The 24243-nt window shown below is 45.5% G+C and carries 15 protein-coding genes and 1 pseudogene; 7 read left to right on the top strand and 9 right to left on the bottom strand.

Annotated elements, in window-relative coordinates; all coding sequences use genetic code 11:
* Nucleotides 1–127 precede the first annotated feature (127 nt).
* From GQS64_RS04390 to GQS64_RS04380, 3 genes are all read right to left on the bottom strand, one after another.
* Nucleotides 128–1264: an iron-containing alcohol dehydrogenase gene (locus GQS64_RS04390; RefSeq protein ID WP_077991259.1), complete on the bottom strand. Its 1137-nt coding sequence runs from the start codon at nucleotides 1262–1264 to the stop codon at nucleotides 128–130.
* A gap of 368 nt (nucleotides 1265–1632) precedes the next feature.
* The gene (locus GQS64_RS04385; RefSeq protein WP_198230730.1) at nucleotides 1633–1785 is read right to left on the bottom strand and encodes a hypothetical protein; all 153 of its coding nucleotides are present in this window, start codon (nucleotides 1783–1785) and stop codon (nucleotides 1633–1635) included.
* Between the two features lie 236 nt (nucleotides 1786–2021).
* Nucleotides 2022–3398, bottom strand: a complete 1377-nt coding sequence (locus tag GQS64_RS04380) for an amino acid permease (protein ID WP_077991247.1) — start codon at nucleotides 3396–3398, stop codon at nucleotides 2022–2024.
* Between the two features lie 467 nt (nucleotides 3399–3865).
* On the opposite strand from GQS64_RS04380, the gene GQS64_RS04375 reads away from it, so the two are divergent.
* The 7 genes from GQS64_RS04375 to yegQ all read left to right on the top strand — a co-directional run bounded on the left by GQS64_RS04375 (nucleotide 3866) and on the right by yegQ (nucleotide 17474).
* The gene (locus tag GQS64_RS04375) at nucleotides 3866–4672 is read left to right on the top strand and encodes an acid phosphatase (RefSeq protein WP_198230729.1); all 807 of its coding nucleotides are present in this window, start codon (nucleotides 3866–3868) and stop codon (nucleotides 4670–4672) included.
* A 3-nt stretch (nucleotides 4673–4675) separates the two neighbouring features.
* Complete coding sequence (locus tag GQS64_RS04370) at nucleotides 4676–6322, top strand: phosphoethanolamine transferase (RefSeq protein WP_198230728.1); 1647 nt, start codon at nucleotides 4676–4678, stop codon at nucleotides 6320–6322.
* Between the two features lie 3 nt (nucleotides 6323–6325).
* A complete protein-coding gene (locus tag GQS64_RS04365; RefSeq protein WP_077991240.1) occupies nucleotides 6326–6979 on the top strand; it encodes a response regulator transcription factor in 654 nt (217 codons plus the stop codon).
* Nucleotides 6973–8304 carry an ATP-binding protein gene (locus GQS64_RS04360; protein WP_198230727.1) on the top strand — a complete coding sequence of 444 codons (1332 nt, stop codon included), beginning with the start codon at nucleotides 6973–6975 and terminating at the stop codon, nucleotides 8302–8304. The genes GQS64_RS04365 and GQS64_RS04360 overlap by 7 nt, the downstream gene beginning before the upstream one ends.
* Before the next feature lie 839 nt (nucleotides 8305–9143).
* The gene (locus GQS64_RS04355) at nucleotides 9144–14897 is read left to right on the top strand and encodes an autotransporter outer membrane beta-barrel domain-containing protein (RefSeq protein WP_198230726.1); all 5754 of its coding nucleotides are present in this window, start codon (nucleotides 9144–9146) and stop codon (nucleotides 14895–14897) included.
* 221 nt (nucleotides 14898–15118) lie between these two features.
* Complete coding sequence (locus GQS64_RS04350; RefSeq protein WP_369805224.1) at nucleotides 15119–15589, top strand: hypothetical protein; 471 nt, start codon at nucleotides 15119–15121, stop codon at nucleotides 15587–15589.
* A 547-nt stretch (nucleotides 15590–16136) separates the two neighbouring features.
* The gene (gene yegQ, locus GQS64_RS04345; RefSeq protein WP_198230724.1) at nucleotides 16137–17474 is read left to right on the top strand and encodes a tRNA 5-hydroxyuridine modification protein YegQ; all 1338 of its coding nucleotides are present in this window, start codon (nucleotides 16137–16139) and stop codon (nucleotides 17472–17474) included.
* A 153-nt stretch (nucleotides 17475–17627) separates the two neighbouring features.
* Here yegQ and guaA read toward each other — a convergent pair whose 3' ends face one another.
* The 6 genes and pseudogenes from guaA to hemH form a co-directional block, all read right to left on the bottom strand.
* Nucleotides 17628–19187: a glutamine-hydrolyzing GMP synthase gene (gene guaA / locus GQS64_RS04340; RefSeq protein ID WP_198230723.1), complete on the bottom strand. Its 1560-nt coding sequence runs from the start codon at nucleotides 19185–19187 to the stop codon at nucleotides 17628–17630.
* Nucleotides 19188–19320: 133 nt separating this feature from the next.
* Nucleotides 19321–19950: a 5'-methylthioadenosine/S-adenosylhomocysteine nucleosidase gene (locus GQS64_RS04335; RefSeq protein ID WP_246798487.1), complete on the bottom strand. Its 630-nt coding sequence runs from the start codon at nucleotides 19948–19950 to the stop codon at nucleotides 19321–19323.
* Complete coding sequence (locus tag GQS64_RS04330) at nucleotides 19950–21239, bottom strand: RsmB/NOP family class I SAM-dependent RNA methyltransferase (RefSeq protein WP_198230722.1); 1290 nt, start codon at nucleotides 21237–21239, stop codon at nucleotides 19950–19952. Before GQS64_RS04330 ends, GQS64_RS04335 begins: the two co-directional genes overlap by 1 nt.
* Before the next feature lie 262 nt (nucleotides 21240–21501).
* Nucleotides 21502–21957, bottom strand: a complete 456-nt coding sequence (locus tag GQS64_RS04325) for an NfeD family protein (RefSeq protein WP_198230721.1) — start codon at nucleotides 21955–21957, stop codon at nucleotides 21502–21504.
* A gap of 218 nt (nucleotides 21958–22175) precedes the next feature.
* Nucleotides 22176–23096: pseudogene (locus GQS64_RS04320) on the bottom strand (SPFH domain-containing protein); the annotation flags it as partial.
* 150 nt (nucleotides 23097–23246) lie between these two features.
* A complete protein-coding gene (hemH, locus tag GQS64_RS04315) occupies nucleotides 23247–24242 on the bottom strand; it encodes a ferrochelatase (RefSeq protein ID WP_198230720.1) in 996 nt (331 codons plus the stop codon).
* Between the last annotated feature and the right edge of the window lies 1 nt (nucleotide 24243).

The raw sequence follows: 24243 nt of genomic DNA, 5'->3' as shown, positions 1-24243 counted from the left end.
AACGTATTTGTCCTGCCATGTGGCGGGATCAACCAACCGGAATTGAAAGGGGCGATTGTCGAACTCGTGCCCCCAACCCGTTCGTAAATCACTCGCTGAACGGGTTGGAACATTTGTTCAAAATTGGTCAGTATGAACTTTCCAGCATGTTGTTATAGTCTTCCGCCGTTGCCGTTTTCGGATTGGTTGGATGACAGGAATCTTTCAACGCGCCTTTGATAACAGCGGGAAAAAGACTGCGTTCGACACCCAGACTGGAAAGATTGTCCGGCAAACCGAGGTCTTCGCGCAACTCGACGATTGCATCTTCAACCATTTCACCTGAAGAAATTCCCATAGCCTCGGCCAGACGATCGAACTTGTTTTCCTCTTTGACACTTTCCGCAGACCGGTTGAAGGTGAGAACCGCTGGAAGGAAAATCGCATTGAGTGTTCCATGATGTAGTTTGGGATTAAGCCCACCCAGGGAATGACTCAAACTATGGACACAACCCAGGCCTTTTTGAAACGTCATTGCCCCCATAGTCGAAGCAATCAACATATTGAGTCTTGCCTCTCTGTTTTCCGGTTCTCTGGTTGCAATCCTGATATTCTTCCATGCTCTTCTTAATCCTTCCAAAGCAATTCCGTCTGCGGGAGGGTTAAACGCCGAGGCCAGAAATGTTTCTATGCAATGTGAAATCGCATCCATCCCTGTCGCTGCGGTAAGGCGGGCTGGCAGACTTAACGTCAGTTCGGGATCACAAATAGCCGCTTTTGGAATGATAAAGGGAGATACCAAGGCAGTTTTGCTGCCATCATCAAGAATGATAACCGCGCCGCGCCCCACCTCGCTTCCGGTCCCAGCTGTTGTAGGAATGGCAATGAGCGGGTAATTCTTGGATGTAATCGTTGCACTGCCACCACGAAGCGGTGAAAAATCCTTCAGAGGACGTGAATGGGATGCAAGAATTGCAACACCTTTGGCCAAATCTATCGCAGATCCACCACCAACAGCAATTATCCCGTCGGCATTGATTTTTTTAAACAGTTGCTCGGCGTCGCGGACTGCCGCTTCAGTCGGATTGCCCGGTGTTTCGTCATAAATAGCAGCAAATTTTTTGCCGATAATCTTTTCTATCTTGTCGATGATACCAAGTTGCCTCACTCCCTTATCCGTCACAAGCAAAGGATTTTTTATTCCGGCAAGTGCCATTTCCTCGTTCAAAGTTTCAAGTGAACCATAACCGAACTGTATTCTTGTCAAATAGTTAATCAATGCCATTTTATCCTCCCTGACATTGGTTATCGGAAATAAAATTAAAAATATATCGCCTTGATGTTGGTGTCTTCCTCCTTACAAAGTTATATAAATATTCATTATATTATTATCACTTTGAATATCTAATCACTTGTTTTTGTATTTTTCGCCTCTAACGCAAACATATAAAAATATATCTCTCACAATTGTTCTACTGTGAAACTTTTTCCAAAGATTTTGCCTGCTCCGTAAGGCCTCAAGGCTTCAATGCATTATGACTGATAGAACCGACCCCCGAAGCGCATGTTCAAAGAACAAACCTGTTGAAAACGGGAATATTCCCCACCTCGGTCGGCGCACAAAGGCCGGTTTCACCCCAAATCCGGATCAAATCAGAGATTACATTGGAAAACCGGTTTGCCTAATTCTGTAAAGATGAGATGAATGGCAACGATGAAGCAGCGTTCCACTCCTGCTGTTCTGCCGGTAAGACAGGAACCCGTTGCCGAACAGGAGCTGTGTTCCTGACCGGTTCCCGCAGACATTTTTTGAAAGAAACCTCAAGGCCCGCATTGTCCCTCCAAGAGGCGAACCAACCGGAGTTCTTTTATAGACAAACTTGCCCACACCGCCAAGACAATCGCAAAGCCGGAATATCCGGCAAAAATCGAGGATTAGACAAAGTCAAGGATTGAAAACACATGGCTATAGGCTATAGCCGATGCAGATATAGATCTTTTACTGCTATCTGCATCATCTCTATCGGCAATTTTTATCCTGATTAATGAGCCTTTATTCCGGTATTTTTACCTGTCTTCTTCATGAAAAAATAGATGACAGACATCAGCACAACCCAGATAATACCAACAATCAAAGCGGCTGCCGTATCCTCGAAGAAACCCAACAATACGATGATGAAAACCATAAAAAGGATTGCAACAATCGAACCGACCGGCCAGAACGGAATTTGATAACGTAAGCTTTTTTGTTCGGCTTTCGGAAGTCGCAACCGCATACAAACCTGCGAGAGCAAAATCATCAGCCAGACAAAAACGGTTGCAAATGTTGCCATGGCAGCGATCAGGAAAAACAGTTTGTCATGGATAAAATAATTGAGCACCACTCCCACGACCAGCACACAGAACATCGCCAGAACCGACAAAACCGGAATTCCCTTTTTGGAAACAAAATTCAATTTTTTGGGGGCGTGTCCATCTTCTGCAAGGCCGTGCAACATACGGCCTGCACCATATAAATCACTGTTGATTGCCGAGATTGCAGCGGTAATGACAACAATGTTGAGAATGTTGGCCGCATATTTAATGCCGAGGCTTTCAAAGATTGTTACGAACGGGCTACCTTCAAGACCGATTTTATTCCATGGATAAAGTGACATCAAAATAGCAAGAGTTGCGACATAGAAAAACAAAATACGGAACGGAATAGCATTGATCGCTTTCGGGATATTGCGGTCTGCATCTTTGACTTCAACAGCCATAAGGCCGATAATTTCAATGCCGCCAAACGCAAAAACCACAACACTGAAAGAAGCGATAAAACCTTCCCACCCATTCGGCATAAAGCCGCCATTGCTCCAGAGATTGTGAATGCCGGTAGCGTGATGGGTGGCAGTTCCAAAGCCGAACAACATAATACCGAAGCCGGCAATAATCATTGCTATAATGGCGGCAATTTTTACGACCGAAAGCCAGAATTCCATTTCGCCATAGATTTTTACAGCCGTCAAATTCAGACCCGTTATGACAAGCGTAATTCCAAGCGTCCACAACCAGGGGGAAACTTCGGGAAACCAGAACCCCATATAAGTTGCAAAAGCGGTAATATCGGCAAGACAAACCAGCACCATTTCAAAAACATAAGTCCAACCGGTCAAAAAACCGGAAAACGGGCTCATATAATTCGAGGCATAGCGGCCAAACGAACCGGGAAGCGGATTATGGAGAACCATTTCTCCGAGCGCGCGCATAACCATGAATGCCATGACGCCCGAAATGCAATAAGCCAGTAAAACACTGGGACCGGCAACTTTGATAGCTCCGGCCGACCCATAAAATAATCCCGTTCCAATAGCTGAACCGAGGGCTATAAAAAAAACATGCCGCTTGTTCAGGCCCTGTTTTAACGAGCTGTTCTGCATTTTTTAACCTCTGCGCCGCAACAACTCCAATGTGTTAGGCAAAAGACAATGATTATTCAAGAAATAAAGAAACCGATTATCCGATTATAACAGAATAATGATAGTGTTCTATTTTGATAACATGCGAACCCTATTATTCGGCTGTGCCGCTCTCGTGTTTTGACAGAAAAACTTCGGCTTCTCTTTTTAATGTTTTTTCTCATCCGAAATCACTATTTTTCCGGAAGTTACGATAGAAATACTTGAGTTACATGGCCGGATTTACGAGTTCGAGAGACTGAATTGCCCCTCACGCGTTCCGGATAAATTAGATATTTGGCAAGCCGTCCTCGCCCGAAAAACCGGTAATAGAGATTTTTTTTGAATATCGGACATCCGATTTTTTAGATCAACCCGAAGTTTATTTTTCTTGTTCAGGATACTGTCAGTTTTCGCACTTAGAGAGGAAATCGAAAAGGACTCTGTGAATGCGCAAAACTGGAAAACTCACTTTAACGGTTATTGGCTGTTCAATATTGTTTTGCAGCGGCTACTATATGAGCGGAGGCGGTTATCTCAACCGTTATGGCGAACAACGTATGTTGCTCGACATTACCCCTCCCCCTGCCGGAAGTGTCGAACAGAAACGCGATGAAAAAGTTTTTTTGCACACCCGTTCCTATAAAGATAGTGCCCGCTGGAAACAGGCGATAAGTGACGCACGAGCAACACCGGCCGAGCTTGTCCAGGGGTTCAGTTGTGCAACCGCTCGCCGGCTAACTTCTGAAAACATGCCGGATTTTTTCAAGCTTTTTGCAAAAATGAGTGAAGACTCCGAAAAGCTCGTAAGAAAATCCAAAAAGCTATTCGAGGTTACCCGTCCTTATGTCGCCTATGGTGGTGTTTCTTGTACAAAGCCTTCAGGATATGATTATCCGTCCGGTCACGCCATGGAAGGATGGACAGCAGCACGATTACTGGTCGAGTTTTTCCCCGAACATCGCGCTGCAATTTTTGCTCATGCCCGCAGCATAGCTGAAAGCCGCGTTATTTGTGGTGTTCATAGCGTAAGTGCCGTTGAAGTCGACGAGGATTATTCGGAAAAACTTGTTGACCGGCTGAAAAAGCTTCCGGCTTTTCAAAATGATCTGTCGGCTGCAAGACGCGAAATGGAAAAGCTGGAAAAACTGCCTGAAACAAACAGGCAATGCGAAAAATTTCCGGCCGAATATGTCAAACCGTTTTCCATCGAAATGTCTTTATCGCAAGAATTTCGCTCCAATGTTGTGAGGTGATTTATGGTTCGCGCTGTTTTGAAATATCGCCCCGCTATCGGTAGTGTGACACTGTCAATCATCGTTGCGCTTTATATGCTGGTCGCATTTAACCGCACTTTTTGGCAACATGTGGTGCAAGCATTCAATTATGATTATGCGCCCATTATCGCGATTGCTGTTGGTGTTGCCTGTCTCTTCATCGCATTGACCGTTACATTTTCAGCCAAATATTTCATAAAACCGGTTTTTATCATTTTCATTCTTTCAGGCAGTATCGCAAGCTGGTTTACCGATCAATTCGGAACAATTATCGACCGCGATATGATCGCCAATGCTGTAGAGACAACCACGGCAGAAGCTTCCGACCTTCTTTCACCTTTGTTTTTCTTCCACCTGTTTTTGACCGGCATATTTCCATGCTTGTTGATATTATGGGTTAAGGTAAAACATTTTCCCATTATAAAGAAAGTGCTGCTTAATCTTTCTGTTATTGTTCCCTGCTTGCTGATTGCGGTATTCTGTACCTTGATTACGTCGCGCCAACTCATCTCGACATTACGCGAACACAATGAAATTGTGCGCATTGTCAACCCGGTTCTTCCGATAGGTAATGCTGTCAAATATGTGGTTCGCAGAGAACATGCAAAAACTCGTATTTTCAAACAAGTGGGGCTTGATGCCAAGGTTGTGCCGTACGAGCCACAAAACCATCGTCCGCGCGTGATGGTTGTTGTTGCCGGTGAAACAGCACGCGCGGATAATTTTTCGCTGCAAGGTTATGATAAAGAAACAAACCCCGAATTGAAAAAACGGGATATTATCTATTTTCCAAACACAACCTCATGCGGAACAGCCACAGCCCAGTCGCTTCCTTGTATGTTTTCGCCCTTTCCACGAAAAGAATTCACGGTTGCACGCGCAATATCAACAAATAGTCTTCCCGATATTTTGCAAAATGCCGGAGTGAATGTCGAGTGGTGGGATAATAACACGGGTAGCAAAGGTGTAGCAGATCGCGTGAAAACCGTTTCCTTCTATGGAAGGAAAGACCCTGCATATTGTATAGATGGTGAATGTCAGGACGGCATCATGCTTGAACAATTAACAGAATGGCTCGATCATATCGACCATGACAGCGTGTTGTTCATTCATCAGCTCGGCAGCCATGGCCCCGCCTATTTCGAGCGTTATCCGGAAACATTCAGGCGTTTTCGTCCCGATTGCCGGAATACTGTTTTCAGCGAATGCAAGCCCGAAGAAATTCGCAATGCTTATGACAATACCATACTCTACACGGACTATTTCCTGAGTTCGATTATCGACGCACTTGACGGGCGGAAAGGAAAATTCGATTCCGCCATGGTGTATATGTCCGATCACGGAGAGTCTTTAGGCGAGAATGGCCTTTACCTCCATGGAATGCCCTATTCCGTAGCGCCTGAAGAACAGACGCATATTCCCTTTGTTTTATGGGTATCGGCAAGCTTTGCCCGCTCGATGAAACTTGATCTCGATTGTGTAAAGAAAGACGCAGAAGCAAAACAGATGTCGCACGACAATCTTTTCCCTTCCGTCCTGACCATGATGAATGTAAAAACAACTCTTAAGGATGATCGACTTGATATTTTTAAATCTTGTCAAGCCAGTCAGATAGCCATGGAAAAATAAACAATGCGTGTATTGCTGATTGAAGACGATAAATCGCTTGGTCGTGCTGTGCGCGACCATCTGATTAACCAGAATAACGCTGTTGATTGGGCTGAAACCCTCGAAGATGCTTATGCCGCCGTTTCAACCACCCACTATGACTTTATTTTGCTGGATTTGCGGCTTCCTGACGGAAGTGGTCTGGATTTTCTTAAAAATATCCGTTCAAAAAATTTGCCTTCACCGGTCGTGATACTCACGGCCCATGACCAGATTAGTGAAAGAATTGAAGGTTTGAATAGCGGTGCTGACGATTATATCGTCAAACCTTTCGACCTTTATGAATTAACGGCCAGAATAGCTGCCGTCGCACGAAGGACAAACGGTCTTGCAAAATCGGAAATAAAAATCGGTTCCATGACTTTGGACATGGAAAATAAACGGCTGTTCATTGATGATAAAGAAGTTGAATTGAGTTCGCGTGAATGGGCCATTATCGAACATATGGCATCCCATCCCAATATGCTGATTACCAAATCGCAGATTGAAGATACAATCTATGCATTCGGTTCGGAAGTTGAAAGCAATACCGTTGAAGTTTATATTAGCCGTTTACGTAAAAAAATAGGTAAAGATCGCATCAAAACCCATCATGGTCGCGGGTATAGCTTATGTTGAGCTTCAGGCATCAGGGAAATAGCCTCACACGTCGTGTTATTGTTTCGGCTACTTGTGCCAATCTGGTTTTTTGGGTTATCGCCTGTCTCATGGCTGCATTCGTCATGTATGAGGAATATGGTGAATCCTTCGATGGTACGTTACAGGTCACTGCTGAACGGCTGCTGCCGCTTGCTCTCGAAGATGTTCGCGACAATGACAATGATTCCGATCTTCTTGTTAGAACGGATAACCACTCTACACCGGCAGAATATACAACCTATCAGGTTCTGGACCGTAACGGGAAAATGGTCATGCGCTCGGAAGATGCGCCTTCCAACCCGTATGGCGTTCCATTGAAAACAGGTTTTTTCAAAACCAGAAAATGGCGAGTTTACTCGCTTGTCAGTCAGGATGGCGATTATCTCATACAAGTTGCCGACAGGCTTTCAGAGCGACGTGAAGCCGCACGCGAGGCTATGACGGCAATGCTCATTCCCGCAGTGCTTATTATTCCGCTCAGTATGCTTGCGATCGGTTTTATTGTTCGTAACCAATTGCGCCCTATTAAAAAATTGAGCGAAACAATTGCCAAGAAAGACACCGGCAATATGCAAGCCATTCAATCGCAATCTATGCCCGACGAATTCCAGCCGATCATCGGTTCCGTCAACAGCCTGCTGGCAAAGCTCAAGGCCGCACTGGAAGCGGAGCGATCTTTCACGTCCAATAGTGCGCATGAAATAAGAACGCCTATTGCCGCGGCATTGGCACACACGCAGGTTTTTATTGAAGAAACCCCCCAACGTTATCACCCGCGGGCCAAAGAAGTTGAAAATGCTTTGCAGCGTCTACGCCGATTGAGTGAAAAACTTCTGCAACTTGCCCGCGCGGATGCCCAACTCGGTACAAGTGAAAAACCTGTTGATCTTATTCCGTTTATCGAGGCTGTTATCGAGGATTTCAATCGCACCAATATGACAAAAGGCCGTATTGTTACCACCTATTATGTAACAGCTCTCGAAAAACATCTTAATGGTGACGCATTCGGCGTCATCATACGCAACCTCGTAGAAAATGCACTGAACTATAGTTTGGAAGGTTCAATGGTGGATATTTCGATCAATCAGGACAAAATCATTATAGCCAATGATTGCCCGGTAGTTCCCCCGTCAAAAATAAAATTTCTGAGCCAACGTTTTTATCGCGGAGACAACCATAGGGAAGGATCAGGACTGGGACTATCCATAGTCGAGGCTTTGACAAAAACGATGCCCATAGAAATCAACTATTCATCTCCCCGTTCGGGAAGCTCCCAAGGCTTTGAAGTGACAATCAAGCTGTGACTGATAGCTATAATTCCCGCTGCCGCCTAACAATATCTGGCGGGAAGCTTTCCCCGAAGATAAAATCGAAAAATGACAGCCAAGAGATTATTTCAAATTGAGAGCCGTTGGAATACGCCGCTGTAAAGTGTTCTATTCTTATTCGTTCCTGTGAAAAAATCATACGATGTATGAATAATTCTTTCAGCAATTTCTTTCGTAATATATCCTGATTTTTCTCGTAATTCTTATCAATAGGTTTTCGTTTCCCCCTCTTATTCTCCTGACCCCCGTCTTATCCTCCTTAACCCTTTTCTTACATTCCCCTTCTTGTCGCCCTTTGCAGGTTCGGAAAACTGAAGCCGGTATCTTATAACGTGTCGATTTTTCTTTTGTCTGAAAAGTCTTATAAACGCGGTGCCCGGTTCAATCTCAATAAAATTGTCACCAGACAATTTCATCTTTCAAGTTCAAAGGAGCGGCGCGTTTTCAATTCCATATTTTCAACTCTGTAAAATCGAAATTTAAACTTATAATTGTAGAATTTTGTACAACAACAAACCAATTTGACCAACCGGTTCTACTGGGTAGTAAAGTGACGTTACGCGCCAATTTGTATGCCTATTGATGTTTTTTAAGTAATATGTCATAGGTTTTAAATCAATTCGCGCTTTGTTTCTATTTTAAACCACAGGTTGTCCAACAGGAAAATTTATATATAGCAGGTATTACTGTTTTATGTCATAATCATCGAGTAAAAATAGAATAAAAAGGAGATGGTTTTTGTTTTACCGCAAAGACCAATCCATAATTCCATGATTTTGAACGCAAAATCACAAGATTTGAGGGAGCCGACGATAATGTCGAAGTTTACCAGGCCGTACAAAAAATTTTGCGATCAAGGTCTAGGATGTCGAATTTTTCTTTCCACAAAATCGGGATTAAGACGCAAACTATCCACGCTCGCTGCTTCTTCTGCCATCTTCGCAGGAAGTTTGATAAGCAATGTCTATGCTGAAAATTATTGTAATACGCAAGGCAGCTCGTCTTCAGGTACGATTGCAACAAACAATAGCTGTACGGTATCGAAAGAAAACTTCAATCCGGAATATAGCGACGATTATCGGGGAGCAGCTCTTGCTTCCGGAGCAGGTGAAACACTAACAATCAATGGTGATCTTTCGGATATCAATATCGGAAAATCCGGTATTAGTAATCTCGAAGAGCTGGGAAAATACGATCCGGACGCTAACGGGCTGACCAAATTCGATTTAGGTGAAACGAAAGCTGTTCGTGTGACCGATAGCGCCGGTCAATCTTCTACAGTCAATGTATATGACAATGATTCTTTCAAAGTTTCTGATTGGGGAAAAGAAAAAGTTCTGGTATCGGAAGCGGTCAACGACCAGCAATATGTAAATTCAGGATTTGGAAAAGCTGAAAACGGCGGTCACATTGATGTAAAATTTGATGATTTCAAGGGAAACAACCCGTACGGTGACTCCCGAACTGTATATCTTTCTTTGAAAAACTCGAATTTGACATGGGCAGACGGTAAAGGCAGTGTCGTAGAATGGCATTCAAAAAACTCGTTTGAATCACGAGCTTATTACCTCGAGGACAATGACGTTATCAACAGGATCAATGTCCCTGAATTTCCGCACAATTTTACCGATTACAAGGGTGACGCGCGAACCATTAATTCTATTGATGATCTGAAAGCTTACAACAACGAACTGATAGATGCACTTCAAAACAAGGATTATCCCGATTTTAAAACCCAACAGGCTTATACTGATGCTTTTAGCAAGGCGATACCGAAATATATCGCAAAAAACATAAAAGGTCCGGGAAGCGATTATCCTAAAGATGATGAAATATTTACGCCTACGGGTGATACGCGCGCAATGTATGCCAGCAATGGTGGTAAGATAGTTGTCAAATCGGGCGGCCAGATTGATACCGAGTTCGACCAAGGAAAAATGGCAGGTACACTCGTCGCAGAACGCGGGGGCATTGTCGAGGTCGAGTCCGGTGCCATTGTCTCGTCACGACGAAATTCCACAATTATCCTCGGTCAAGACGGAGATGACGGCCACACTGTTGGTACCAATAACGGTGTGGTCAATTCGGGGTTCAGAGAATCCCGTATACATGACACCACAAAAGACAGTCAGGAATATACTTTCGGAACGGCTGTCGAAGCGTTTTATGGTGGAACTATCGAGAATAAAGGTATCATTAATGTAGCAGGCAATCGCGTAGCAGAAACCACCTTTGCTTATAGCAACGGGTTTTATCTGCATGGCGTCGGCACTGGAACAAACGATGGCATTATAAACATCGGCGTCAACAATAATCCCTTGAACGGTCGCTATGTCGGTGTCGCCATCGAGGGCTATCTTTCAAAATTTACAAATGGCGAAGCCGGCGTTATTTATATCGGACGGGCTGCACAATATAATACAGAAAAGCCGGAAGAGACGGCTGATACAAGCAATAGTAATAATGCCCAATTTTACGGCATCATGGCATCCGGCAATGCTGAAGCTATAAATAATGGTTCGATCATCATCGGTTCAAAAATGCAAAATGCTGTAGCTATGGCGGCCGATGTTCCAATTGCTTCTACCGATAAATCTACCAATTTCAAGCTGATAAATAACGGAAGCATCATCATCAATGGTGCTGTAAAGAACGATTCAAATTTAAATAGCGCCCGTAACTTCGGTATTAGAGCGATTAATAATGGCATATATAACGAAGTTAGCAATAACGGCACTATCGAACTTAATGGATATAACGGTGTTGGCGTCTATGTTCTGGCAAAATCCGATACTGATACCAATGATGCTCTGGTCAAGCTTACCGAAAACAGCGTCATCAAAATTTCCAGCCCGAAACAGGACGGTCCATTGATACGAAATTACGGCGTCTGGGTGGAGGGCCGCCCCGACGACACACATTATGCTCGTGCCATAATTGATGGAACGATAGAACTGGAAGGCGACGGCGCGGTCGGCGTTTATGTCAAGGATGGTGGCTATGCAAAAGTCACGAGCAAAGCCAATCCGAAATTTGTAAACGGCAAACAGCAGATCGGGTTTTATGTTTACGGTGCGCAAAGTCAAATTGTAAACAGCACAAAAAAGATGAATGTGACGACGGTCGCTTCAAATCTTTTCCGTATTGACGGGGGCGCAAGCTTTTTGGGTCAAGGGGAAGAGTTAACAGCTTCCGGTGACAATAGCGTCATTCTGGAGGGGGCAGGAAGCGCTTCCGGAACTGCAAGTCGAATAATTACCAAGGACGCAAAGCTCACAGTTAGCGGAAAAGGTGCGGCTGCTGTATTAATCAATGGCGGAGCTTACGGAGAAATTAGCGATGAGGATAATAAAGAACGCCAGATTTATCTCACGGGAGATGGTGCAATCGGTGGTATTGTTGATGGTCGTTATCACCGGATTGATACGACCTATACCGAAGAAGTAGACCTGAACACCAAGTTGGTTAATTACGCCAAAATCATCACCGATTCACAAAATGTAACAGGATTCATTGCGCGCAATAGTGGTCTTCTTGTCAATCACGGCGTTATCACCATGACAAACACTAACAATGCCACCGGCATCCATGTCATTGAGGGTGGGCGTTTGGAAAATCATGGTGATATTACTGTCTCGAACGGTGTCGGACTGCATATAGAGGGCCTCATAGGCACCGATACGCGCGCAAATGTCGCAAATGCCAGCACTATAACAGTAAATGACGGAAAAGCCGGCATTTATCTGGAAAAGAATGCTTTTTTAAATGCGACCGGAAGTCAGGGCAAGATTAGAGTTTCGGGTAGCGCCCATGGCGTTTTGCTGAATTCGGATGCAAAAGGAATTGTTCTCGGCGTTGATGAAATAACTGTTGCGGCTGGCGGAAAGGGTAATGGTGTAGAAAATAACATCGTTTCAAATGACCCAGAGTTCGCTGCCGAAATCGCTTTTAAACAAGCAATAATCAATGTCGAGGGCAGCGGTTCCGGTATTCGTACAGCCGTCGGTCTTGTTACACATTATTTGGATGAGAATAATGTGTTGCAAAAGTCTAACGTCACAATCAATGTTGGTGCCGATGGTGTCGGCTATGATTTAAGAAATGCAAGTTTATCCGATCCGGTTCTTCAGTCGAACGCCATAATCGGACCGGCTTATACAATAAATGTATCGGATCAGGCGATTGGTTTGCGTACCAATACCAGCGGCGAAGTCATCAACCAGTCAACTGTTTGGTTAAAAGAAGGAGCTACCGGCACTGCCTGGCTTGCCGGTACAGCTTCCAAAGTCCAAAATGACGGCATCCTTGACTCGAAGAGTGACAAAGGTCTTTTGGTAGACCTCGCAAATAGGCCGACCGACGTTTCTTCCGGAACAACATTCATCAATACGGGGCAATTGACTGCCCAATCAGCCACTTCTGTTGCCGTACGGGGAAGTGACCTTGGCGACACCTTCATTTTTACAAACAGCACTTCAAACATACGCGGACTTCTTAAAGCCGGCAAAGGTTCGGATAGCCTCACCTGGTCGGGTGGACGTTGGGAAGGCGGCTTCGATATGGGAGAAGGAGACAATGATAATGCAACGATTTCCGGCCTTGTCGACACAAGCAAGTTCGGCCATGCATTGGCCGGTCAAGGCAATAACAAGCAACTGACACTCCAAAACACAACCATAGCCGGTGGTTCATTCAATCAGGATGACTTAACCAAAGGCGTAAATTTTGGCACGGATTGGAATAAAATTTCTCTTACCGACGGCGCCCGCTTAACTTTGACAGATAATGTTTTTACAAATGGCGATCTTGATTTTGAAATCGGCAAGCAAAGTACATTGATTGTTGACCACACCAAGTATCGCGGTACGGGCGGAGCGCCAACACTCTATAGCGAGGCAGATGACACTCGAAAAGCCGGAACTTTGACACTGACAAATAACGGTCTCATTGATATGGGGAACAAAACCGGCGACAACATCACCGACAAACTGGTCATCAAAGGCAATTACCATAGTGATAATGGCTCTATCCGGCTCAATAGCAGTCTTGGAGATGATGGAGCTCCATCCGATATGGTTATTATTGATGGAGGGACTGTTTCCGGAACGACGACCCTTTTGATCGACGATCTCTTCTTCGATAACACGAAAAGTGAAATCACAAAATATGAAGGAATAAAAGTCGTTGATGCAATAAATGGCGCAACAACTGCGGAAGACAGCTTTGTTATTGGTAGTGGCTGGGGACGTGGCTACCGGCGCAACGACGGTGTGATGGCTGTTGCCGGATCCGATACTGCCTATGCCTATATACTAGCCCGTGGTCCGCTAAAGAAAGCGCGCGATCGCGACGCCTATAACGACGCCGAATACGCATACGATTGGTATCTTAGAAGCGGACAAGATAATTCAAATAATTCCGACGACGATCACAACGATACCGGCGACAACAATGGTAACGGCGACGGCGGAAACAATAATTCCGGTGACAGCTCGCATGGCGGGGAAAACAATCAAGGCGGTACAGACCGACCGGAACATCCACCCACACCGGCGAAACCTTATTACGGCCCGTCAGTCCCGCTTTATGAAGCATATCCACAAGTGCTATCGAGTCTCAATCGTTTGTCTACGTTGCAGCAACGAATTGGTAACCGCTTTTGGACGGATGGAACCGATAATTCGGAAAATGCTGTTCATCTCGCCGATCAAGCCTCGACGCTTATTGAACACAGCGGCTTTTGGGGCCGCATGGAAGGAAGCAGAAGCAAAGTAACCCCCTCACGCTCGCTGACCGATGAAAATTACGGTCTTGATCTCTGGCGCATGCAAAGCGGGATTGATGGTGCACTCGTCGAAAATGCCAACGGAATCCTGATTGGATCTTTGAGCGGTCATTTCGGTCGTGCGGAAGCGTCTGTCCGTTCCGATGACGGGCACGGCAAAGTCGAGGCGACCGGATATGGCATAGGGGGTGCTGCTACATGGTATGGCTTCAATGGCAGCTATGTCGATTTACAATCACAAGCCACCTGGTATGAAACCGATTTCAATTCCAAGAATTATACCCGTTCGGATACCAAAAACGAAAAAGGCTTCGGCTACGCTCTTTCGGCAGAGGCCGGTCATCGGTTAAAATTGACAGAAACATGGGATATAACGCCGCAAATCCAACTTTCTTATTCGTCGATAGATTTTGACAGTTTTCGCGATGGCTTGAATACAAAAGTATCTCTGAGAGACGGTGACAGTCTGGAAGGTCGTGTCGGCCTCGCTTTTAGCAGAGATAATGCGTGGATATCCGATAGCGGAGACCGGCGTCGCACACTCCTATATGGCATAGGCAATCTTTACTACGAGTTTCTTGATGGAACGAAAGTGAATGTTTCCGGCACTTCTTTCCGGAATGAAAATGAAGATTTTCAAGCCGGACTTGGATTGGGTGGCAGTTATAATTGGAATAACGATAATTGGTCACTCTATGGTGAAGCAAATATACGCGGTGCTTTCAAAAATATCAGCGATAATTACAGCTTTGGCGGCACAGCAGGTTTGAGAATTAAATTCTGAGTTTGAGGAGGGATTGTTCTTCATCCATGTGATGGGGAATAATCCCTCAAGCCCGTTCCGGTTGAAAAACCTAAAACCTCAATTAGCCTGAATGCAATGACCGCGTTCATTCTTTTCTTATCCCAACACTGGACTTTTTATCTTCCGACATAACTATTCGTTTATTCGTTCAAACAATGGGGCAATATTCCGTGTCTTTATGGGTAAACGTTAACGACAAAATGCAACATGGCTATCGCTATGAACGCGTGTGTGAAGAGGGGAAAAACTTCTCAGCCGATTTTGAACCGCAATTAACCCCCAAGCAAATGTTGGAAATGGGGGTTTTCGGCGGAAAATATATGACCGATTGCAAAAACGAGTTTCCTTCAAACTGGTTTCAAAACGCAAAATTGTCACCGGAAGGCAAACGGGCTGACTTGAATTATTATGGTGTATTGGCCGGAAAACCGCTTGTCTATTGGAAGGCTAAAGGCTGGATTTATAAAGATGACCCGCGCGGCTGGTTCCAGTGGTATTGCCGTTATTATTCGGGCCGCCGTATCGAGGGTGAAGACGAGCGGCAGATCAAACGTTGGAAACAGATGCGCCGCCATCTCGCGCAGCTTAGGAAAAATTGTGACCCCGGTGATTTTTTCTGTCGCCCGCGCCAGCGTCAGGCACTTTTGCAATGGGCCTATTTTTGTGATTGAGGTTTACTTTCATCCCGCTTCGATCAAATAGGCCGTCTAACCCATGGCCACCAACTTGGCCACCTAAGCCGTGGTCACCAACTTGGCCAACTAAGCCGTGGCCGCCAACTTGGCCAACTAAGCCGTGGCCGCCAACTTGGCCAACTAAGCCGTGGCCGCCAACTTGGCCACCTACGCTTTGATCGTCTATGGCATAGATTGATAATTTTTGCATGAATAAAAAGTTCGATCGTTATAGTGCATATTTTCTTTGCTTGCGCATTTTTTCCTTCGCAGTTTCACCGCTGCATTTTTACCCATGCATTTTTACCCATGCATTTTTACCCATGCTTTTTAACCGCGCCGTTTCACCCATGAATTTTAACCGCCTATTTTAAATTACATTTTTAAAATTCTGCCCGCTGTTTATTCCCGCTTCAACCTTCAATTCCGGTAAAACCGGATGTGGCAATGAAGATTGATCTTCTGAAATTGTGTTTCCTGAAAGGTTGAACGGATAGGCCAGTTCTGCTAAACAACAGCTCAATTTTCAAGGCTCTTTCAATCAATGTCAAAACTTCATAAAACCGAATTGTTAAGTCCTGCGGGCACATTGAAATCTATGCGTTACGCTTTTGCCTATGGTGCGGATGCGGTTTATGCAGGCCAGCCCCGCTACAGCTTGCGGGTGCGCAATAATGAATTCAATCATGAAGAAAATTTGAAGATAGGCATTGACGAAGCCCATTCCGAGGGCAAAAAATTCTATGTTGTCGTCAACATTGCCCCCCACAACAGCAAGCTTAAAAGTTTTGTGAGCGAATTAAAACCTGTTATCGACATGAAACCCGATGCTCTCATCATGTCTGATCCGGGATTGATTATGATGGTGCGGGAAAATTTTCCCGATGTGGATATTCACCTTTCGGTACAATCGAATGCAGTCAATTGGGCAACGGTCAAGTTCTGGAAAAGCATGGGATTGACGCGCGTCATTCTCTCAAGGGAATTGTCGCTGAAGGAAATTGAAGAAATCCGTGAAAATGTTCCCGACATCGAGCTGGAAGTCTTTGTTCATGGTGCATTATGCATGGCCTATTCAGGGCGTTGCCTTCTTTCTGGCTATATCAACCACCGCGATGCCAATCAGGGAACATGTACGAATGCCTGCCGCTGGAAATATGGTGTCGAGGAAGGCGTCGAGAATGAACTGGGCGAAATTGTCAAAGTTGAAGAGACAGTAAGCGGGGAAATTCAGCCCGACCTTGGTGAAGGGCCAACCACCGACAAGGTATTTGTGCTTCATGAAGCAAATCGGCCTGAAGCCGAAATGACCGCGTTTGAAGACGAACATGGTACATATATCATGAATTCAAAAGACCTTCGCGCTGTCCAATATGTCGAAAAACTTATCAACATCGGTGTCAATTCTTTAAAAATCGAGGGGCGCACGAAATCGCATTATTATGTCGCCCGCACTGCACAGGTTTACCGCAAGGCAATAGATGATGCTCTGGCCGGCCGCCCCTTTGACGACAATTTGATGGTGGTTCTGGAATCCCTTGCCCACCGCGGTTATACCGAAGGCTTTTTGCAACGCCATAAACATAAAGAATACCAGAATTATGCAACCGGCTCCTCGCTTCCCGGTCGCCAGCAATTTGTTGGCGAATTTACCGGAAAACGCGTGAACGGGCTTGCGGAAGTCGCTGTTAAAAACCGCTTTGAATTGAATGACAAAGTGGAAATGATGACGCCGGATGGCAATATCAATTTTACAATAAAATCGCTGAAAAACAAAAAGAACGAAGACATTACTGTAGCCCCCGGTGACGGACATATTGTCTACATTCCCATCCCTGACGATGTTCAATTGAATTATGCTTTATTGATGCGGTATGTTTGAAGCCTACCGATCAAAAGCTTTCCTGAATCCATCATTCAGCACCGAAACCGCTCAATAAAGTCATTTCAAAGATAAAAATCAAAGAAAATGCCATCGAGAAAACTGTTCCTCAATGGCATTTACAATATTATATTCTCGAATATTCGGTTTATTTTATTCCCACTCGATGGTTCCGGGTGGTTTCGACGTAATATCATAGACGACGCGATTGATGCCGCGCACCTCGTTAATAATGCGGTTTGCAGCTTGTGCCAGAAAATCCATATCGTAACGATAAAAGTCGGCTGTCATTCCGTCGACCGAGGTCACAGCTCTTAACGCGCAAACATATTCATATGTTCGCCCGTCACCCATGACACCCACCGTTTGTACCGGAAGGAGAACGGCAAAAGCTTGCCAGATTTTATCATAAAGGCCGGCTTTGCGAATTTCATCAAGATAAACCGCATCCGCCTCACGCAAAATATCGAGTTTCTCTCTCGTCACTCCGCCGGGGCAACGAATAGCAAGGCCGGGACCGGGGAAAGGATGACGGCCGATAAACTTTTCCGGCAAGCCAAGCTCACGCCCCAAAGCGCGAACTTCATCTTTGAAAAGTTCGCGTAACGGTTCGACCAGTTTCATATTCATGCGTTCCGGCAAACCGCCAACATTGTGATGGCTTTTGATCGTAACCGAAGGACCGCCTGAGAATGACACACTCTCGATCACATCCGGATAAAGTGTACCTTGTGCTAAAAATTCCGCACCACCAAGCTTTTTGGCTTCTTTTTCAAAAACTTCGATAAACAGGCGGCCGATAATCTTGCGCTTCTTTTCGGGGTCGCTCACCCCTTCAAGCGCATTGATAAAAAGATCGGATGCGTCAACATGAACAAGCGGAATATTATAGGTCTCGCGAAACATCGAGACGACCTCTTCTGCTTCATTTTTGCGCATCAATCCATGATCGACAAAAATGCATGTCAACTGATTGCCAATGGCTTCATGAATAAGCACCGCCGCAACGGACGAATCAACCCCGCCTGAAAGGCCACAAATAACGCGTCCCTTCCCCACCTGCCGGCGGATGGCAGAAATGGCCTGTTCGCGATAGGTTTTCATAGACCAGTCGCCTTTGATACCGGCGATATTGTGGACGAAATTCTGCAAAAGACGGGCGCCATCCAAAGTATGAACAACTTCCGGATGGAATTGCACGGCATAAAAGTGGCGTTTTTCATCCGAAATTGCAGCAAAAGGCGCACCTTTAGACGTGCCGATAACTTTGAAGCCTTCCGGCAAAGCGGTGACCCTGTCACCATGGCTCATCCAGACCTGATGATGGGTTCCTTTTTTCCATACGCCTTGAAAGAGAGCGCTATCTTCTTCAACTGTGAGATCTGCGCGCCCGAACTCGCGTTCATGCCCTGCTTCAACTTTGCCGCCAAGTTGCGCACACATTGTCTGTTCGCCATAACAGATACCAAGGACAGGAATCCCTGCATCGAATATTTCTTGGGGAGCTCTGGGCGAGCCTATATCAACGGTTGAATGGGGAGAACCGGAGAGAATAACTGCTTTCGGCTTGATACGCTTGAAAGCTTCTGCGGCAGACTGGAAGGGTACGATTTCGGAATAGACACCGGCTTCACGCACGCGGCGTGCGATAAGCTGGGTTACTTGCGAACCGAAATCTATAATCAGAATTGTGTCAGGATGTATCGTGCTCATAGAAAGCCTTTAAAGAGTCTTTTGGATAAATGCAATCGGGTGATACATGAGAAAACAGTTTTTAAACGATAAACCACCTAAAAATAATTGGCTGATTATTTACTACCGGCTTTAATTCCATCTTTCCGGAATTTCATTTTTCCGGTTGTTCCAGCACCTTATCAAGAAGCTTCAGCGCATTTGCCAGTTTTTCATCAACAATATGCAAATATTGGCGCCAATCCATTGCCCGTTCCAGCTCCTTTTGACCATCGGATATACCCCGCAGTCCGAACAAAGGAACATTGAATGTCTGGCAGCTTCGCAACACTGCATAAGTTTCCATATCAACCATATCGGTTTTTATATTTTTATAGCCATCACCGGAAACAACATTGCCGCCGGTTGATAGGCTTGCAGACGGGAAATCGGGTATCAATGTCGGCATCTCCACAGTCGCGGGCAGATCAACAAAAGGCGTTACCCCCTTTTCAACCCCAAGTACCGTCGCATCCATATCGCGCCAGCTCACAGATGACACCTGATAAACTTCTGTTTGTTTGAGCTTTTGCGAGCCACTCGAACCGAGCGAGACAACAAGGTCGGGCAAGCGGTTCTCGTTTTTCATAGCACTTAAAATTTTTGTCGTATTGATGGCGGCCTCGATCGGCCCCACGCCGATAATGTGCGGTTTAATGAGCTTTTTGAGGTGCTCGCCATATTCCAGTTCGGTTGCCATCAGAAAAAGAACCGATTTTTCACCCCACATGCTTGACCTCGTCATTATGTTGAACGTTTTTCAAGAACCGATATAAAAAAGCCGTCTGTATCTGTACTTGCCGGAGATAAAACCAGCCCATGTTCAGGAAACACCGGCCTTGGCGCATCTTTCCCGAAATGTTGCTGCCACAAATTTTTCATGTCGATTTCTTTGAATTGCGAATTTTCCTTGAGAAAAGTCGCTATCTGTTTGTCATTTTCGGAAGAAAGTAGCGAGCATGTAATATAAACGAGATGACCGCCAGTTTTGAGATAAGGTAAAGTTGCATTCAAAACGGTTTTCTGTTCAGCAATACGGCGTTCAAGCTGGCCGTCTGTCAAGCGCCATTTGGCATCCGGACGGCGGCGCCATGTTCCCGTACCTGTACAAGGTGCATCAAGCAGGACAATATCCATTTGCTCTTTTAATGCGTCAAGTTCACTTATATTGACGTGCGGTTGAACATTGCGCACACCGGAGCGGCGCAGACGTTCAAAAATTGGAGCAAGACGGGCTTTTTCCGCGTCATAACAGTGAATTTGACCACGGTTTTCCATATCTGCCGCCATAGCCAATGTTTTTCCACCAGCGCCGGCACAATAATCAAGCACTTGCATACCGGCTTTTGCTCCGGCAAGTCTTGCCACAATTTGCGATCCGAGATCCTGCACTTCAAAATAGCCTTTTTGGAAGGCCGGCTCTGCCTGCACATTGGGGTGCCGTTTCAATTTCTCGATCGGTGGAATGCGTAAAGCGCTGTCGAACCATGAGACGGGTTTTGCACCTGTTCCGGCAAGTTCACGCACAATCTTTTCGGGTTTTGCCTTCAAGCGGTTCACACGTAAATCAAGTGGTGGGCGTTTTGCCAATGCGACAGCTTCATCAAGCCAATGGGAGCCGAAAATATCCTGAAATAGAGGTACACACCATTGCGGCAGATTTCCCCGAATATAATCGGGCGCTTCGTCAATATTTTTTGTGAGCCACATATTGCGGCTGTGTTCACTCAATGGTTCCGGTGCAAAACGGTCACCATCGAGACTACGCGCAAGTTCATCGAGCGAAAGCCCGCCATCTTCCAACAATGCACCAAAAGCAGCATCATGCGGGTCATCACTATCCATACGCCATTCAAGCAAATAACGTTCCCGCAAGGCGTCATAAACAATATTGCCGATTGCAGCCCTGTCACCCGCGCCAGCAAATCTATGCGAAAGCCCCCAATCTTTAAGCGCTTCCGCAGCCGGACGCCGACGCGATTTGATATCCTGCAATACTTCAATTGCCGCCTGAAGGCGCCCACCCAGTCGCATAGTTTTTTCAATTCCTGCTTAATATTCCAGCACAGGGAATAAACGAATTTATAAAAAAGGAAAACCGTTCATGAAAAAAAAGATCACGTTAACACCTTTATTTATCAAAGTTTGGAAAAACGAAATCCGGAAGCTTTGTGGAATCGGAAAATAAACGAGCTTGACCAGTCGAAAATGAAGCACATCAAAAATATCCGGCATTGACAAGGTTTTACCAACAAAACTCATTGAAGAATTGCGCGATCATGGTGTGGCCTTGAATTCAGGCCTTTTCAATTGTGAAAACGCCATTATCGAAAGCAATCACTTTGACTTCCGTACCTTCAGGAAGATCAGGCCCTTTGATACGCCATATCGTATCGTCAACGCGAATGCGCCCTTTGCCATCGCGAACGGGTTCTTCAAGAACAACTCTTTTGCCAATGATCTGGTCGGTTCGCCTGTTCAATAAAGGTTCGTCGGTTTCGCGGTCGCGGCGAAAAAAATTGCGACCGATCAATACCATAATGATAGAAAATATCAGGAAAAAAATGACTTCCACTTCCCAGGATGCAACCCATGGCAAGTGATAAAAAAGCAAAGAAACAAGTGCCGTTAACAGAGCACCGAGACCGAACCAGACAAAAAATACGCCCGGAAATATGAGTTCGAGAAGGAGCAGGACAAATCCTAAAACCACCCAGTTCCATGCTCCCAAGGTCATCAATAAATCAAACATCCTTGTTCCTTCTGAACAGCAAGTTTCAACGCTTACTCTATGAAGTCATGCGCACGATATGAAGCTTGGCAGCTTGTTTAAAAATTCAATCTTTTACAAGCGGTGAAGCTCCATAAGGATTTACCATATGCCGACGGGTCAAAACCACCTGTTTTAAGCTGTATTCATCAACCATGATAGAAATGCAATTTCCGCTCTCGCATGAAACTTTATTTCTTTTGCGAAGGCGAGCCGAAAACTTCTTTTGCAATAGCACCGATGCCACCGAGCGAACCGATAAGCGATGAAGCTTCCATTGGCATCAGCACAACTTTCTGGTTGTTGGCTGTACCGATAGAGGCAAGAGCATCGGTATATTTTTGCGCAACAAAATAATTGATTGCCTGTACATTTCCCTTGGCAATGGCTTCGGACAAAACCAATGTTGCTTTTGCCTCGGCTTCCGCCAGCCGTTCACGCGCTTCTGCCTGCCGATAAGCGGCCTCGCGCTTTCCCTCTGCTTCAAGAATTTGTGCCTGTTTGAAACCTTCAGCCCGCAAAATATTGGCGTTCCGGTCACCTTCGGCTTCCAGAACTTGCGCGCGCTTGTCTCGTTCGGCTTTCATCTGCCGTGCCATAGCATCAACCAGATCACGTGGCGGCTGGATGTCTTTTATTTCAATTCGGGTCATCTTCAAGCCCCAAGGATGGGCTGCTTCATCGACCACATGCAAAAGCTTTTCATTGATCGTATTGCGGTTGGATAAAAGCTCGTCAAGATCCATCGAACCGACAACCGTCCGGATATTCGTCATATTGAGGTTTAACACCGCATAATTCAAATCCGATACCTGATAGGCAGATTGGGCTGCATTCAGCACTTGGAAAAAAGCCACTGCGTCGACCGAAACAGTTGCGTTATCGCGGGTAATGACTTCTTGCGTGGGAATATCAAGCACCTGCTCCTTCATATTGACGCGCGCGCCTATGCGGTCAAAATATGGAACAATCAGATTAAGTCCCGGCATCAAGGTTTTGGTATAGCGGCCAAAACGTTCAACTGTATATTGATAGCCCTGCGGAACCTGCTTGATCCCCGCAAACAATGTTGCAACAACCAGCACAACCAACAGCAATAAGGCGATATTAAAACCGAACACATTCTTCTCCCTTGAAAATATCGAGATCAGTGCATGTATGGTTACAGTTTTATTTGCCCGCGAAAAGCAGCAAAACGCCTGATAGCATAGTTTCCCACGCTTTATTATGCCGGAACTACACCGGAATCGCTATTGATCGCGGGAAACACTTCAAATCCAGCCTTGAAGCTCTTTTTTTACAAGATGGGCAATGACCTTCATTCCGTCTTCACTGTCATTCAGGCAAGGAATATGATAAAAATTCACTCCGCCATTTTCTTTGAATGTCTTTTGCGCTTCATGGCCCATTTCATCGACAGTTTCCAGACAATCAACGACAAAACCCGGATTGAAGACTGCAATAGACTTGACACCTTCTTTCGCAAGTTTTTCAACGGTCGCGGCTGTATAAGGCTGCAACCATTCTTCAGGGCCAAAGCGTGATTGGAAGGCCATAATGAGTTTGTCCTCATCCATTCCAAGCCGTTTGCGCAAAGCTTCCGTTGTGCGCACACACTCTTCCGGATAAGGATCACCCCTTTTTGCGTAAGATTGAGGGATACCGTGATAGGACGCAATGATTTTTTCCGGAACAAAATCAAGTGCCTTCAAGTGTGTTTCGACAGAATGGGCAAGCGCATCAATATAAACCGGATCATCGCTATAAGGTGGAACAGAGCGTATAGCCGGTTGATAACGGCGTTTTTCAAGGCTTGCGAATACTGCGTCGAGTACTGTCGCCGTTGTTGTTGCAGAATATTGAGGGTAAAGGGGGAAAAACAGAACTTTTTCGCAGCCCTTCTCGATCATAGAGCCAAGCACCTCGTCAATCGAAGGCTTGCCATAGCGCATGGCCCAATAGACATCGACATCCGGCTCATCAAGGAGCGGGCCAAGCTTTTCAGCCTGCGCGCGCGTATAGGTGCGCAATGGCGACTCATTCAATTCATAATTCCAGATACGCTTATAAAGTGCACCGGATTTTTTCGGGCGTACGTTGAGAACAATTCCGTAAAGAATCGGGTACCATAAAATGCGCGGCCATTCTATTACCCGTCGATCAGACAAAAATTCGCGTAAATATTTGCGAACATTTTTTGAATCGGTACCTTCCGGCGTTCCCAGATTAATCAGGAGAACGCCGATTTTACTTTTTTTATTTTCCATT

Source organism: Bartonella sp. P0282, assembly GCF_048452985.1.
Classification (GTDB): Bacteria; Pseudomonadota; Alphaproteobacteria; order Rhizobiales; family Rhizobiaceae; genus Bartonella; species Bartonella choladocola.
Note: the sequence above shows the minus strand (reverse complement) of the source record. Positions and strands in the feature narration are given on the sequence as shown.